The sequence below is a fragment of the Bacillus sp. RC242 genome (assembly GCF_044908245.1).
In the GTDB taxonomy this organism is placed as follows: Bacteria; Bacillota; Bacilli; order Bacillales; family Bacillaceae_G; genus Bacillus_A; species Bacillus_A mycoides.
Map to the genome: position 1 here is coordinate 348769 of NZ_JBIYCZ010000001.1, position 15597 is coordinate 364365.

19 protein-coding genes are annotated in these 15597 nt (G+C 36.1%); 2 read left to right on the forward strand and 17 right to left on the reverse strand.

Going from position 1 to position 15597, the window contains the following annotated elements:
- Window positions 1-92: 92 nt before the first annotated feature.
- On the reverse strand, window positions 93-1331 hold the full coding sequence (locus tag ABH957_RS01860) for a DNA polymerase IV (protein WP_404445263.1): 1239 nt from the start codon (window positions 1329-1331) through the stop codon (window positions 93-95).
- A 142-nt stretch (window positions 1332-1473) separates the two neighbouring features.
- Between ABH957_RS01860 and ABH957_RS01865 the strand changes: the two genes are divergently transcribed.
- Window positions 1474-1680, forward strand: a complete 207-nt coding sequence (locus ABH957_RS01865; protein WP_000809197.1) for a hypothetical protein — start codon at window positions 1474-1476, stop codon at window positions 1678-1680.
- A 52-nt stretch (window positions 1681-1732) separates the two neighbouring features.
- Here the strand turns inward: ABH957_RS01865 and ABH957_RS01870 are convergent, their stop codons facing one another.
- Together ABH957_RS01870 and ABH957_RS01875 are read right to left on the reverse strand one after the other, a co-directional pair.
- Window positions 1733-2851: a tripeptidase T gene (locus tag ABH957_RS01870; protein WP_404445267.1), complete on the reverse strand. Its 1119-nt coding sequence runs from the start codon at window positions 2849-2851 to the stop codon at window positions 1733-1735.
- A gap of 127 nt (window positions 2852-2978) precedes the next feature.
- Window positions 2979-3524: a GNAT family N-acetyltransferase gene (locus ABH957_RS01875; RefSeq protein WP_002015105.1), complete on the reverse strand. Its 546-nt coding sequence runs from the start codon at window positions 3522-3524 to the stop codon at window positions 2979-2981.
- A gap of 188 nt (window positions 3525-3712) precedes the next feature.
- On the opposite strand from ABH957_RS01875, the gene prli42 reads away from it, so the two are divergent.
- Window positions 3713-3805, forward strand: a complete 93-nt coding sequence (prli42, locus tag ABH957_RS01880; protein ID WP_000549036.1) for a stressosome-associated protein Prli42 — start codon at window positions 3713-3715, stop codon at window positions 3803-3805.
- Between the two features lie 90 nt (window positions 3806-3895).
- Here prli42 and ABH957_RS01885 read toward each other — a convergent pair whose 3' ends face one another.
- The 14 genes from ABH957_RS01885 to bfmBAA all read right to left on the reverse strand — a co-directional run bounded on the left by ABH957_RS01885 (window position 3896) and on the right by bfmBAA (window position 15574).
- Window positions 3896-4135 carry a DUF3894 domain-containing protein gene (locus ABH957_RS01885; RefSeq protein ID WP_002088543.1) on the reverse strand — a complete coding sequence of 80 codons (240 nt, stop codon included), beginning with the start codon at window positions 4133-4135 and terminating at the stop codon, window positions 3896-3898.
- A gap of 64 nt (window positions 4136-4199) precedes the next feature.
- Window positions 4200-4760 carry a L,D-transpeptidase gene (locus ABH957_RS01890; RefSeq protein ID WP_002067076.1) on the reverse strand — a complete coding sequence of 187 codons (561 nt, stop codon included), beginning with the start codon at window positions 4758-4760 and terminating at the stop codon, window positions 4200-4202.
- Between the two features lie 16 nt (window positions 4761-4776).
- Window positions 4777-5745 (reverse strand): aromatic acid exporter family protein, encoded by a 969-nt coding sequence (locus ABH957_RS01895; protein WP_002033971.1) that lies wholly within the window; start codon window positions 5743-5745, stop codon window positions 4777-4779.
- 100 nt (window positions 5746-5845) lie between these two features.
- Window positions 5846-6568 (reverse strand): amino acid ABC transporter ATP-binding protein, encoded by a 723-nt coding sequence (locus ABH957_RS01900; RefSeq protein ID WP_404445274.1) that lies wholly within the window; start codon window positions 6566-6568, stop codon window positions 5846-5848.
- Window positions 6561-7220 carry an amino acid ABC transporter permease gene (locus ABH957_RS01905; protein ID WP_404445277.1) on the reverse strand — a complete coding sequence of 220 codons (660 nt, stop codon included), beginning with the start codon at window positions 7218-7220 and terminating at the stop codon, window positions 6561-6563. Before ABH957_RS01905 ends, ABH957_RS01900 begins: the two co-directional genes overlap by 8 nt.
- A 36-nt stretch (window positions 7221-7256) precedes the next feature.
- Window positions 7257-8036, reverse strand: coding sequence for a transporter substrate-binding domain-containing protein (locus ABH957_RS01910; protein ID WP_002192550.1), 780 nt, complete (start codon window positions 8034-8036; stop codon window positions 7257-7259).
- A gap of 250 nt (window positions 8037-8286) precedes the next feature.
- Entirely contained in the window at window positions 8287-8700 is a 414-nt protein-coding gene (locus tag ABH957_RS01915; RefSeq protein WP_002015097.1) for a BrxA/BrxB family bacilliredoxin, read from the reverse strand.
- Window positions 8701-8843: 143 nt separating this feature from the next.
- Entirely contained in the window at window positions 8844-9251 is a 408-nt protein-coding gene (locus ABH957_RS01920; RefSeq protein ID WP_002067071.1) for a YjdF family protein, read from the reverse strand.
- A gap of 122 nt (window positions 9252-9373) precedes the next feature.
- Entirely contained in the window at window positions 9374-9838 is a 465-nt protein-coding gene (locus ABH957_RS01925; protein ID WP_404491074.1) for an NUDIX hydrolase, read from the reverse strand.
- 69 nt (window positions 9839-9907) lie between these two features.
- Complete coding sequence (locus ABH957_RS01930; protein ID WP_113937098.1) at window positions 9908-10612, reverse strand: DUF421 domain-containing protein; 705 nt, start codon at window positions 10610-10612, stop codon at window positions 9908-9910.
- A 106-nt stretch (window positions 10613-10718) separates the two neighbouring features.
- The gene (locus ABH957_RS01935; RefSeq protein WP_113937097.1) at window positions 10719-11897 is read right to left on the reverse strand and encodes an FtsW/RodA/SpoVE family cell cycle protein; all 1179 of its coding nucleotides are present in this window, start codon (window positions 11895-11897) and stop codon (window positions 10719-10721) included.
- Between the two features lie 340 nt (window positions 11898-12237).
- The gene (locus ABH957_RS01940) at window positions 12238-13560 is read right to left on the reverse strand and encodes a dihydrolipoamide acetyltransferase family protein (RefSeq protein ID WP_404445282.1); all 1323 of its coding nucleotides are present in this window, start codon (window positions 13558-13560) and stop codon (window positions 12238-12240) included.
- 15 nt (window positions 13561-13575) lie between these two features.
- A complete protein-coding gene (bfmBAB, locus tag ABH957_RS01945) occupies window positions 13576-14559 on the reverse strand; it encodes a 3-methyl-2-oxobutanoate dehydrogenase subunit beta (RefSeq protein ID WP_000290070.1) in 984 nt (327 codons plus the stop codon).
- Between the two features lie 13 nt (window positions 14560-14572).
- Window positions 14573-15574: a 3-methyl-2-oxobutanoate dehydrogenase subunit alpha gene (bfmBAA, locus tag ABH957_RS01950; RefSeq protein WP_002033961.1), complete on the reverse strand. Its 1002-nt coding sequence runs from the start codon at window positions 15572-15574 to the stop codon at window positions 14573-14575.
- Between the last annotated feature and the right edge of the window lie 23 nt (window positions 15575-15597).

Here is a 15597-nt window from a genome sequence, read left to right on the forward strand (position 1 = left end):
AGGAATAACTAAAAGTAATCCATACTCATTCAATCTTTTTGTTTCAACTTAGTATGGGGCTAAAAAAGAAGGGTTTAAATCTCTAAAACCTTCTACATAAACTTATTTTCTAATTTTTGCTGAAAAGACTTTTCTTGCTTACGCAATAATTGACTACCTCTCTGTAAAAGAGGTGTTCCATACTTTTCATTAATTTGATCAATAACAGCAAGTAACGGCTCTTCTTTCGCATCTTCTTCGAATGAAAACAAATCTAACTGTTTCACTGATTCTGTCTTCCACTCTAATTCAGTAGCTGTAACACCTAACAGACGAACAGAATCACCATCCCAGTGTTGCTTCCATAAACGTGATGCTGATTGGAAAATAACCCGTTCTTCCCATATTGCATTTTTCAATTGTTTACTCCGTGTTACCGTGCGACGATCATGGTATTTAATCATAATTTGAATGTTATAACTAACGAGAGTTCGTTTTTGTAGCCTTTTGCTTACTGATTTCGATAATCTTTCTAACATATCAAGTAATTCTTTTTCTTCGTCCATATCCTTTGAGAAAGTCATCGAATTTCCAACGCTTTTATGTTGTCCCATTTGATTCGGATCAACTTCCCTGTCATCCATACCTTTTGCACGTTTTTGTAAATCAACACCGTGCTTTCCAATTTTAGCGCGAATGATATGCTCGTCTCCTTTTGCTAACTGTTCAATTGTATGTATATGAATGTCTTTTAGTTTTTCAGCTGTTTTCTCTCCGATTCCATGCATCTCTGCAACTGATCGTGGCCAAATAATTTCTGGGATATCACGCTTTCGAAGTACTGTAATTCCAAGAGGTTTTTTCATATCTGAAGCAGTCTTTGCTAGGAAAAGGTTTGGGGCAATCCCAATGCTACATGGAAGCTGTAACTCTGTTAGTAACGCTTGTTGAATCATCTTCGCTATTTCAAGAGGCGAACCGAGCGCATAGCAATCTGTAATATCTAAATACCCTTCATCTATAGAAAACGGTTGTATTTTTTCTGTAAAACGGGAAAGAATTTGAAACATTTGAAATGAAGCTTCTCGATATAATGTAAAATTAGGGTGCCTCACAACTATTTGCGGGCATAATCGCTTCGCTTCCCATAGAGGCATCGTCGTACGTATTCCATATTCTCTCGCCTCATAACTACATGTTATGATAATCCCTTTTCTCTCTTTTTCATTCCCCGCAATCGCTAATGGCTTTCCTTGTAATGATGGGTCATGAGCAATTTCAACAGATGCGAAAAAGCAATTCATATCTACATGTAAAATGACACGACCATTTTTCGGATACATTTCTCGCATACTACTCACCCCTCAAAGAACATTTGTTCCTTCATTATATCAAATTTCTTTACACTTTATAATAATTATTGGCTTTTCTCTATCTATTTTTTGTTATACTGTACGTAACAAATGGATATTATTGTAAAGGAGATGAATCGTTATGAAACAACATAATAAACTCAATTATGTATTTATTATTATTATAGTAATCCTTGCGATTAATTATTTGTTACTTCCCCTTTTTAACATTAACATTTACGCTTTAGGAATCTTCTCTCATTTCATACGTTTTACAACAACTTATGTACTTCCATGGGTCTTCTTATATTGGCTTATCCGCCTTGTGAAAGCAATTGAATCAAAATAAAAAAAAGACGTGTAAACCATAATTGGTTCACGCGTCTTTTTGACTTTATTACTTACTTCGCTACTTCTTCGATAATAGCTACAACTAATTCTGCTGTTTTCGCTAATTCTTCAACAGGAATTTTTTCATTTGTTGTATGAATTTCTTCATAACCAACTGCTAAGTTAACTGTTGGGATACCATTTCCTGCGATTACGTTCGCATCACTTCCGCCACCACTTTGGTGAAGAGAAGGCGTACGACCAATGTTTTCAGCTGCACGTTTCGCAACTTCTACAACGTGATCGCCAGCAGCAAACTTAAATCCTGGATACATAACGTTTACTTCAACGTCTGCATGACCACCCATTTCTTTTGCAGTTGTTTCAAATGCTTCTTTCATTTTTGCAACTTGTGCTTCCATTTTCTCATTTATTAAAGAACGAGCTTCTGCAAAGATTTGAACATGATCGCAAACGATATTTGTTTGTGTACCACCTTCAAAACGTCCAATATTTGCAGTTGTTTCAGAATCGATACGACCAAGTGGCATCTTTGCGATTGCTTTTGCTGCGATAGTAATTGCAGATACACCTTTTTCTGGTGCTACGCCAGCATGAGCTGTTTTCCCGCGAATAATCGCATTCACTTTCGCTTGTGTTGGCGCTGCAACTACAATTTCACCAACTTTTCCATCACTATCTAATGCATAACCATATTTTGCTGTAATGCGCTCGCGGTCTAACGCTTTTGCGCCAATAAGACCAGATTCTTCTCCAACTGTAATAATAAATTCAATTTTACCATGAGGAATGTTTTTCTCTTTTAAGACACGAATCGCTTCAAACATAGATGCTAATCCAGCTTTGTCATCGGCTCCTAAAATTGTAGTACCATCTGATACGATATACCCATCTTTAATAGAAGGCTTAATTCCATTACCAGGAACTACTGTATCCATATGAGAAGTGAAATAAATTGTATCAACACCGTCTTTTGTTGCTGGTAAAGTACAAATTAAGTTACCTGCACCATGACCAGTCACACCCATCGTGTCATCCTCAAATACTTCCACACCTAAAGCAGTAAATTTCTCTGTTAACACTTTGCAAATTTCTGCTTCAAATTTCGTTTCAGAATCTACTTGTACTAACTCCATAAATTCATTTACTAAACGTTCTTGATTAATCATAAGACTGCGCCTCCTGCACTACCATTATGTATGTAACTACATTAATTATAACAGAATTTCGCAAAAGTTTCGAAATACAAGACAAAAAACAGATGGTTAACACATCTAGATACCCATCTGCCTTCTATTACTCGTTTAACAATACCCAGCGCATATGATCTTCCCAGATGCCATTTACCATTAGCATTTTTCGAGATACACCTTCATATTGAAATCCTATCTTCGTCACTACTTGTATAGATGCTAAATTTCGTGGCATAATTGGTGCTTCTATACGATGTAAATGAAATTCTTCAAAGGTAACTTGAATTGCTTTTCTAAGCGCTTCTGTTGTGTAACCTTTATTCAATTCTTCCTTATCTAATTTATAACCGAGTACACAAGATTGATAAATTCCGCGAACAATTAGATTAAATGAAATACATCCAATAATTTTTGTATCATCACCCTTTTTAAAAATCCAAAGCCTGATAATCTTGCCTTCCGCGAACTCTTTTCTATCCTTTTGTAACTTTTTCTTTTGATAATCTAACGTGAAAAAACCCTCCGGTCTATACTCTTCCCACGCTTTTAAAAATTCACGATTTTTGTCGTAATATTGAAGAACTTTTTCCGCATACGACTCATCAATTTCTCTTAAATGTAAACGATCTGTCTCGTATATTTTCATCATTGTATCTCCATTCTTCAGCTTGCATAACAAAAAATTAATAATCTATCTTTTAACATATTCTCTACGTATGCTCAAATTTCCTGTAATATTTTGCACCCCCTTCCCGAATTTTGTCCTTTCTCTCCCCTTGTCCACAATTTCATTTCTCGTTACAATGAAATTGTACTGATTTGCAAGGAGGTTTAACGATGCATAAAAAAGCTCAAAAAATTATGGTTTATATAATGTTAATTTCTATGCTTGTAACAACATTACTTACTGGCGCAAGTATGTTTTGGTAAAAAGGACGATTCACTCGTCCTTTTTTTACTGCTTACACATACAAAATAGACCATCTCGAAATCGAGATAGTCTATCTTGTAATGAACATTTTATTTTATATATATTACAATTGCTACAATGCTAAAGGAAAAAGCCATTACAAGTGCTATTACAAAACTTGTATATTGTTTCTGCTGAAATGCCCCAATAACAAAAGTAAGATTGAGTAATGCCATAAATACAATCGCTACAACGTAAGAACATATATTAAAAGTTGCCAATATGAATGTAATAACAAATAGAAAACCAACACAAAACTGCATGTAAGAAATTTTTGGATTTAAATACATATGAGCAACCCCTTTACTCAATTATCTTTATATATTCTCATTAACGCATGGTTATGTACACATGTCAAGACAACTTATAATAAAAGAAAAAGCCAACCGTTTCGTTGACTTTTCCAAATACTATGGCCCCTTTTTCCTTCGCCAATTGCTGAAATGTTTTTTTCGATTTCACAATCGATACTTTTGTTCCAATTGGAATACGATCAAACAAATATTCCACATCATGTTTCTTCATTCTTATACATCCTTGCGAAATATATTTTCCAATTGAACTAGGCTGGTTTGTCCCGTGTATCCCATACTTACTTCCATCCGTTCCTCTTGCATTAAATCCCATCCACCTCGATCCAAGTGGATTTTTTGGAGAGCCCCCAGGAATATCCTTCGCAATATAATAGGGATCCTTCGCCTTCAATACAATGTCAAAGGTTCCTTCTGGGGTTAATTCATTTGTTTTCCCTGTCGCTACTGGAAAAACCTTTTGGATCTTCCCATCATCGATGTAAGCTAGTTTATTCGTTGCTTTATTTACAATTATAAAAGGATCTCCAGCACGTGGGTTATCACCAAGAGGCCAGATCGGTGATAGAGAAAGACATAATACTAAAGAAAGAAGATACGGCATATATAGTTCCTACCTTCTAAATAAGTTCTTTTATATTATCCTTTCCCTTAAAACGACTTTTAATGAGTAAATATTGCTCCATCTCATAAACAAGTTGAACAAGTTTTGCACGTATTTCAAATTCTTCTCGCGAGACTGGTAAAGGCATTTCTCTAAATACTTCTCGCATTTCTTGAAGTTGTCTTAACGAAATGACCCCTGTACTTTCAGGTCGAATAGAATTCCCTATATTTTCAATTACGTCTGCAATCATATCAGCTTGTTCATACGTCCAAGATAGTGATGCAGCTAATGGTATCATGCGCTCCAAAATTTCAAATTGTTGCATACGCATATCAAAATACCGATAATAATAGTCATCTTCACGCATAAATTCATTCTCAAGTTTTTTAAATGATAAATCTTTCGCTTCTTTCAGCATCATTTCTGTTTCAATTAATTCGGCCCCACTCCAATTACTATCTCGATTCCGTAAATAAACGACCATTTCAAACAAAATCGTTCTGAAATGCTCTTCTATTTTTCCTTGATACTCTTTCAGTTTATTCTCACTGCTTGGCATGTACATGTTTACTAATAAAGCGACACTAATTCCAATCGTTAATATAGCAATTTCATTACCAACTATAGACCATGTAATTTGCTTTAATGAATACAGATGCATAACGATAACCGAACTCGTGACAATCCCTTCTTGAATTTTGCACATAACTGCAGTTGGAATAAAGGTAAGCAGTAATACGCTAATCGCAAGTGGTGTATAACCAATCGTTTCAAAAATACAAAACGCAAATACCATCGATAATACACAAGCTAAAAAACGGTGCAACGATACTTGAACGGATTTTCGTTTCGTATTTTGCACACATAAAATGACTAAAATACCAGCTGAACTATAAAATTCTAATCCTAATAACTGAGCAATAAAAACTGCCGCTCCCGTTCCAAGCGCTGTTTTCACTGTTCTATATCCAATTTTAAACATATCATTACTCCTATATGTATAAATGTATTTAAAAATAGTATAAAAAAAGGATGACGCAATGTCATCCTTTTCTACCTATTATTCACGTACCCTTCACATATTACAATATCTTTTGCAAAAATTCTTTTGCACGGTCACTTTTGGGTGCTGTAAAAAACTCTTCCGGATTACTATCTTCTACGAGCTTTCCACCATCTAAAAAGAGAACACGGTCTGCTACTTCTTTTGCAAATCCCATTTCATGTGTAACGATTGCCATCGTCATTCCTGTCGTAACTAATGATTTCATAACTTCTAACACTTCTTTCACCATTTCTGGATCTAGCGCAGAGGTCGGTTCATCAAATAACATAACTTCCGGTTCCATCGCTAACGCTCTTGCAATTGCTACACGCTGCTTTTGTCCTCCTGAAAGACGATTTGGATATGCATCTTTCTTATCTAATAACCCCACTTTTTCTAGAAGTTTCTCAGCTTTTTTTTCAGCTTCTTGCTTCGTTACTTCTTTTACATTGATAGGAGCATACGTAATATTTTCTAATACAGTCATATGAGGGAATAAGTGAAAATGTTGAAATACCATTCCGACATTTTCACGAACGTGCATAATATTTGTTTTCGGATTCGTTACTTCTTCCGTTCCAATCCAAATGTGACCATCTGTCGGCGCTTCTAATACATTCATACAACGTAAAAACGTTGACTTTCCAGATCCAGACGGTCCAATAATTGCAACAACCTCTCCTTTCTCAATCGTTGTTGTAATTCCTTTTAATACTTCATTTTTCCCAAATGATTTATGAAGGTTTTCAACTTTAATCACTTTTCTTCATTCTCCCTTCAATGGCTTTCCCGACTAATGTAAGAATAATGACTAACATATAATAAATAAGTCCAACAAACAGTAATGGTTCAAGATATTTAAATGTTTCACCACCTACAATATAAGCACGGCGCATTAAATCTGTGGCTCCAATTACAGTTACTACAGCCGATTCTTTCGTAAGAGTCGCAAATTCATTTACAAGTGCTGGTAATATATTTTTTAAAGCTTGAGGAAAAATAATATTTTTCATCATTTTCCCGTAAGGAATCCCTAAAGCCATAGCTGCTTCTGTTTGTCCTTTATCAACCGCTTGAATGCCGGCACGAATTACTTCTGACATATATGCACCTGAATTTAAACTAAATGCAAGTACAGCTGCTAAAAAGGCTGGTATCTCATATCCAATCATTTGCGGAACACCGAAATAAATAATCATTAATTGTAATACTAGTGGTGTACCACGAAATATTGAAGTATATATATCTGCTGCAATATTTAATACTCGTATTCTAGCAATTTTGCAAAGTGCTAATAACGTTCCTAAAATAAATCCTACCACAGCTGATGCAGCTACAATTTTCAATGTAACTTCTAATCCCTTTAATATATATGGTATTGAAGGCGTAATTGCCGAAAAATCTAGATTCATCCTTTTCATTCCCCTCACAGAAAAGTGAAAGGCAGCTTATTTTCCGCTGCCAAACCATTTCTTCACTAATTTATCCATTTCTCCATTTTCTTGCATTTTCTTAATTACTTTATTAAATTCTTCTGTTTTATCACTATTTTTCGGAAGAGCAATTGCTGCACCTACTTCTTCTGGTGCTTCTTGAATTTCAATTCCTTGTAGTTCTTTCATTTTTTCTAAATAATTTTTTGCAACTGTGTCTTCTATAATTGCAGCGTCAAAACGACCAGCTTTAATTTCTTGTACGATTTCTGGTATACGGTCACGTCCCTCAGCTTTGAAATCGACTTGTTTCTGAAATTCTTTTGCCTTTTCTTCTTGAATTGATCCTGTTTGTACTCCTACTTTTTTCCCTTTTAAATCTTCTAACGATTTAATATTAGAGCCCTTTTTTGAAACGATCATATTTTTTGCAACAAAATAAATATCTGTGAAATCAGCATTATTTTTACGCTCTGCAGTTGGCGTCATACCCGCCATAACGAAATCAACTTTTCCTGAATTAAGAGATGCTAATAATCCGCCGAAATCCATGTCTTTCACTTTCACTTCGTATCCAAGTTCTTTTCCGATATATTTGGCAATATCAACATCAAAGCCGATAATTTCATCACTTTTTGAAGCTTCCACGTATTCATACGGTTTATAGTCTGCTGAAGTCCCCATAACGAGTACTTTTTTATTTTTTCCAGTAGCCTTTTCTTCCCCATTACTACAAGCACTGAACATACTTACAATTAAAATAAGTGCAAATGATATTGATAATAACTTCTTCATCTTTCTTCCCCCTAATAATGTATATTTAAAAGTTTAATAGAGTATTTATTCGATGTTTGTATTGTATCAGCACTTTCATTTTTATGCAATATTTAAAATAAAAATAAATACAAAAACAGCATTAAAGCTGTTGTAAATGCATAAAAACATGCATAAAATAACAATTTCCTGCATGTTTAATTATTTTAAAAACTAAATAAAAAAGGCGGTACACCCACTTGATCGTGGACATACCGCCTTTTTCTCTTCCCTATAGTTCTTCGCAATTATCTTCGAAATAAGATTGTAGTTTTGCAATTACTTGCATTGGTTCATGACCTTCAATTTCATGACGTTCTACCATCGTTACAATTTTTCCATCTTTCAATAACGCAAATGATGGAGATGAAGGTGGATATCCTTCAAAATATTCACGAGCTCTTGCTGTTGCTTCTTTATCTTGACCCGCAAATACCGTTACAAGGTGGTTAGGGCGTTTATCATAATGTACGGAATGTGCAGCAGCAGGACGAGCAATGCCACCTGCACAACCACATACAGAGTTTACCATTACAAGTGTTGTACCATTTCTTTTAAATGCTTCTTCGACTGCTTCTGGTGTCGTCAATTCTGTATATCCCGCAGAGACAATCTCTTCACGCGCTTGACGGACAACATCATTCATAAAAAAGTTAAAGTTAATCAATCTTTTCCCTCCTCTAATTCTACCTATTTGTATCTTACCAGTTAATGTTTAGAGAATACAAGTAAGTTTACTTGTATTTCAGCATAGAAAAGGTGTTAGAGCCCTGTTCTAACACCTTTTCTTTAATGACCACGATGTTTTTGCTTTGCTTTTTGTACTTTTATAAAACGTTTTCTCTGCTTTTCAGCTTCCCGTTTCTCCTTAGATTGCACTTTCTGTTCTTGTTTATGCAGTTCATAAGATAAACTAATTGCTTCTTGTGCCTTAGTAAAACGTTTTACATTTACTTCTTTTGCCGCTTGTCGTATGATACGCTTTATATTTTTTGGACGCTGTTTTTCTTTAACTTCCACACCGCATTTTGCAAAGTACTGGAAATATGCTAACATCGGACCATTCACAAATATAAGTACTTCCTCGTCTGAAGGTTCCATCCCAAAAATATACCTCGCTCCATACAATTTCTCTTTTTCTTTATGCGTAATAATTCCTACAAAAAATTGACCATCGTGATATACTGTCAAATCCATTGACAGCCCCTCCTTTAAAAAAATTAGAAATACTGGACATCCCGGAGGGGAAGGTTACTGACATGAAATCATGCGTCTGGACTACCGACCAGAACTGTGTTTTTGTATCTCTTCCAATATTATTATATATTTCTTTCCATAATTTTCATATATTCAACAATCATTTTTTTATGCGATCCTACAATATAATCAGGTAGCTCTGTCACCGGGAAGAATTTAAGCTGAACCGCTTCTTCTTTATTCATAACAAAATTCCCTTCGTATTCATCGGTATAATAGGCTGTCGTTACGGATTGAAACTCATCACCGTTTGTTAATTTTGAAAAATAGTTCGCTCCAGAAAATACATTGATTAATCGGAGGTTCTTTACTTCTATTCCTGTCTCTTCATATACTTCACGGTAAGCTGTTTCTTCTGGTGATTCACCAAGCTCCATTAGCCCGCCAGGCAACCCCCATTTTCCGTACGGCTCTGTTCTTTGCTGTAATAATACATATCCACTTTCATTTATAACGAGTACAACAGCACCAACTAAAATTAAAGGGCGATGACCAACTACTTTTCGTAATTCCTCTACATATCCCATCGTATCCCTCCTTTTTCGTTGTCCACACTATTGTATCATATGTATGAAACGACAAAATGCGTATATTTTTCATTTTTTTAACAAAACATTTATTTTATGCGCTTCATCTACTGTAGCTAACATAATGGATTCGATTTCTGCACTCTTCTCTAAACACTCTTTCGCCCACTCTTCTGTTTTTCCTACTAAAGCTAGAACATCTTGCTGAATCCTCCCATCCTTTACTAATACAAAAGAAACTGGAGATCTTCTTCCCGCCACTTTCAGATCAAGCCGCGAAACTGCTTCATATTCTGGATACTGAAATATAGAAACAACACCATTCGCTTCCCACAATGCTAATTTAATCGTTTGAATATCGCTCACATTTCGCATACGAATTTCCGAAAATAAATATTCCACCGTAATTCTCGCTTTTTTCAAATTGCTAAAATCAATGGAACCATTGTGTATAAGAATAATAGGTGCTGGCTCTAAAAAGCGTCTCCATCTATCCCATTTCAACATTAAGACTGAGCTTATAATGTGAAGTACAACGAGTATGAACGTTGTAATCATCGAGCCGAGTAACCCCACTTTTTCATCAGATAATGCGTTAGAAATATTCCCACCAAGCAATAATACTAATACGACATCTAAAAAACGAAGTTGTGCGATGGACCTTTGTCCCATCGCTTTCGCAACTAATATTAAAAATATGTATGCTATGATAGCTCGAATAACCCATTCACCATTAGATAGATGCCGTGCTCCTTCAAAAATATGCATATGCATCACTTTGCACTCCTTACCCGTCTCAAACTGCTATTCTGTCTTAGTTTGCAACGTTTAAGGGCATATATGTAAAAAAGCTAGTTCGTTTTTACACGAACTAGCTTTTTTACTTAACTGAAAACATATATTTTTTATACGTTTTCCGTACCGATAATATGAGCCCCATCATAATCATATTCGAAAATAAGGAACTTCCCCCATATGATAAGAAAGGTAATGCGATACCTTTTACAGGCATTAATCCAACGATCATACCGATGTTTTGGAATATTTGAACCGTTAGTATTCCTATTGATCCAGCACATAATAATGTACCAAATAAATTATCAGCAGAATAACCGATAATAATTGTTCGATATAGTAGTAATAGGAACAAGAACACAACTAACGCCGCTACTATAAATCCACCTTCTTCGGCAATTGTAGCGAAAATAAAGTCAGTGTGTTTCTCTGGAATATAGACGTTCCCTTCACCGAATCCTTTCCCTTCCATACCTCCACTACCTACAGCTAAAATCGATTGCTGTGTTTGATAGCCTTCATTTGCATTCTCAAATGGATTTAGCCAACCTATAATACGTGATTGTTGGTGAGGTTTTAACAAAGTAACTAATTTATTAAAGAAGAAATCTGGATATTTTACAAATATAAATATTAATGTAGACAATATGGTCACCGGAATGACTGTACATAACGCAATTAATTTCTTTTGAATTCCTGACATAAATAAAATACATGCGATAGCTGCTGCATATAAGAACACCATACCTGTATCCGGTTGGCTATATACAACGGCCATAGGCGGGAGGGATACTAGCATAATTTTACCTACTAATTTTAAATCTGTTTGGAATGTCCTTGCCATATACTGTGCATTATGCTTCACTGCTATACTTGCTACTACAAGAAGCAATGCGATTTTGAAAAACTCGGATGGCTGAATTTGTCCAAGTACTGGAAAAACGAACCACCTTTTTGCCCCTAACTTTTCAGGTGTGAAACCTGATGCTGGTAATACTTTCAAAAGAATAAGTGAAGCAAACCCAGCAATATAAAGCGGCCAAGACAATTTTTGCAACTGATCTAAGTCGATGCTAGCAACAAGAAGTAACAATACAACCCCAATTATGTAGTTAACTCCCTGCTTCATAGCAAAGTTTGCATCTCCATACTGTCCGGTTTGCTGACTGCTATATATAGCAGTTATACTTATAACACAAAATGCACACAAAATTAAAATTAATTTTACATCTAAACTTTTTAGAAACTCGGTACTTCTTTTCATGACATCCTCCTGAAACATTGTTACAGCAAAATAAAAAACCAGGAGTCAACATTCTTCATGTTTTGACGACTGATTACACATTATCTATAAAACACTTATATAGAATAACTCTCTTTTTCATACAATACAATATATTATACTACAGTTTCATCAGTAAGATTTGCCAAAAAAATTATTCTTTTCTTATTTTATATCTATATACCATATATCAGCAATGTATTTTCGTAAATTTCTAATACATAATCGTTCATTGTAAGATTACTGGGAAAAGTGTTGTACATATAGTAGGATGCAAATGAAGAAATAAGATGATAAAAAGCTCGCATAAGCGAGCTTTTTATTAATATACAGATGTATTATTTTCTGACGTATTTTCTAAAATTTCTTTTACACGTCCTAAGAACTTACCACAAATTAAGCCATCTAGTACACGGTGATCAAGTGATAAACATAAGTTAACCATGTCGCGAGCACCGAACATACCATTATCCATAATTACTGGGCGTTTTACAATTGATTCAACTTGTAAAATAGCCGCTTGTGGGTAATTAATAATACCCATAGATTGAACAGAACCGAATGATCCTGTGTTATTAATTGTAAATGTTCCGCCTTGCATTTCGTCCGCTTTTAACGATTTCGTACGTACTTTTCCTGCAAGCTCTGTAATTTCACGAGCGATGCCTTTAATCGTTTTTTCGTCCGCGTGCTTAATTACTGGTACAAATAGTTCTTCCTCTGTTGCAACAGCGATAGAAAGGTTAATATCTTTCTTCTGAACGATTTTATCGCCAGCCCACATTGAATTAATTTGAGGATACTCTTTTAACGCCTGTGCTACTGCTTTTACGAAGAAAGCAAAGAACGTTAAGTTAAAGCCTTCACGCTTTTTGAAATCGCCTTTAATTGAGTTACGGTATGATACAAGGTTTGTCACATCTACTTCAATCATCATCCAAGCATGAGGTGCCTCATGTTTACTGCGTAACATGTTCGCTGCAATTGCTTTACGCACACCTGTTACCGGAATTTCGATATCGCCAGGCATTGTTGGTACAGAAACTGGTTTTGCAGCTTCTACTTTTTGTGCTACTGGCGCTGCTTTTGGTGCTTCTGGACGCGCTTCTACTACTGCTGCTACCGCTACAGCTTCCTCTTTCTTCGCACCTGCTTGCGGAATATTTCCAGATTCCACTAGCTTTAAAATATCTTTACGAGTGATACGGCCATTTGCTCCCGTACCTTCTACTAAATCTAAATCAACATTATGCTCACCCGCAAGTTTTAAAACAGCTGGTGAAAAACGTGGTTTTCCATCAGTTGGTTGTTTTGCTTTCGGTGCTTTTTCAGGCGTAGCTACTTCTGCCTTTGGTTCTTCTTTTGTTTTTTCCTCAACAGCTGTCGCTGCTACTTCATCTGCGCCTTCTACTTGAATAACACAAACTACTTCACCTACAGCTAACGTCTCACCTTCGCCAGCTATTAGCTCTTTCACAATACCAGTGAAAGAAGATGGTACTTCAGCATTTACTTTATCAGTCATTACTTCTGCAAGCGGATCATACTTGTTTACGTGATCGCCAACATTAACGAGCCATTTACTAATTGTACCCTCTGTAACGCTCTCCCCGAGCTGAGGCATTGTGATATTTTCTACAGCCATGTATAGTCCCCCCGATTAAAATTCCGCAAGTTCACGCATTGCTTTTTCAACTTTATCTGGATTTACCATAAAGAATTTTTCCATTGTTGGTGCATATGGCATTGCTGGAACGTCTGGACCTGCAAGACGTGCGATTGGCGCATCTAAATCAAACAGACAGTTTTCAGCAATAATTGCTGCCACTTCACTTATAATACTTCCTTCTTTATTGTCTTCTGTTACAAGAAGAACTTTACCTGTTTTAGAAGCCGCTTCAATAATCGCTTCTTTATCTAACGGATATACCGTTCTTAAATCAAGAATGTGTGCAGAGATTCCATCTTGTGCTAACTTCTCAGCTGCTTGAAGAGCAAAGTGAACACATAATCCGTAAGTGATAACAGTAATATCATCACCTTCGCGTTTTACATCTGCTTTTCCGATTGGTAATACATAGTCATCTTCTGGCACTTCACCTTTAATTAAGCGATATGCACGCTTATGCTCAAAGAATAATACTGGATCTTCATCACGAATTGCAGCTTTTAATAAGCCTTTTGCATCATATGGTGTAGAAGGGATAACAATTTTTAAACCTGGTTGGTTTGCAAACATCGCTTCTACAGATTGTGAATGATACAATGCACCGTGAACACCCCCGCCGAATGGTGCACGAATTGTAACTGGACAAGTCCAATCGTTGTTAGAACGATAACGAATTTTTGCTGCCTCAGAAACAATTTGGTTTACTGCTGGCATGATGAAATCAGCAAACTGCATTTCAGCGATTGGACGCATACCATACATTGCCGCACCAATTGCTACCCCAGCAATTGCAGATTCTGCAAGCGGTGCATCAAGCGCACGATCTTCACCAAATTGATCATACAAACCGTGTGTCGCTTTAAACACGCCACCTTTTTTACCAACATCTTCTCCTAAAACGAATACTTTCTCATCGCGTTCCATTTCTTCGCGCATTGCTAATGTAATAGCATCAATATAAGACATTACAGCCATGAAACGTTCCCCCCTATTCTGCGTATACGTGCTTCAATGCATCTTCAGGTGCTGCATACGGAGCATTTTCTGCATATTCTGTTGCTTCATTTACGATATGCATAATTTCGTCTAGCATTTGTTTTTCAAATTCCTCAGTTAACACACCAACTTCTTTTAAATAAGCTGCAAATGTTATAATTGAATCTTTTTTCTTCGCTTCTTCTACCTCTTCTTTATCACGATAAACACGATCATCGTCGTCACTAGAATGTGCTGTCAAACGATATGATACTGCTTCAATTAAAGTCGGACCTTCACCACGACGACCGCGGTCTGCTGCTTCTTTTACAGCTTTATATACTGCAAGCGGATCGTTTCCGTCTATTGTATATCCAGGCATGCCGTAACCAATTGCACGATCTGATACGTTTTTACATGCTAATTGTTTTTCAACTGGAATAGAGATTGCATATTTGTTATTTTCACACATGAAAATAACAGGTAGTTTGTGTACACCAGCAAAGTTTGCTCCTTCATGGAAGTCACCTTGGTTTGAAGAGCCTTCTCCGAATGTAACGAACGTTACTAAATCTTTCTTCTCCATTTTTCCAGCTAGTGCAATACCAACTGCATGTGGTACTTGCGTTGTTACTGGTGATGATCCTGTAACAATACGATTTTTCTTTTGACCGAAGTGACCAGGCATTTGACGACCACCAGAGTTTGGATCTCCAGCTTTTGCGAAAGCAGACAACATAAGCTCTTTAGCTGTCATACCAAACGCTAGTACAACACCCATATCACGGTAGTATGGTAATGCATAATCTTTCTCTCTATCAAGAGCGAACGCCGCTCCAACTTGTGCAGCCTCTTGTCCTTGACAAGAAATTACGAATGGAATTTTACCTGCACGGTTTAATAACCACATACGTTCGTCAATTTTACGTGCAAGTAACATCGTACGGAACATTTCTAATACTTGCTCATCACTTAAGCCAAGCTCTTCATGGCGCTTTTCTTTTACTTCTGCCATTTTTCATAACCTCCTAAATCCAC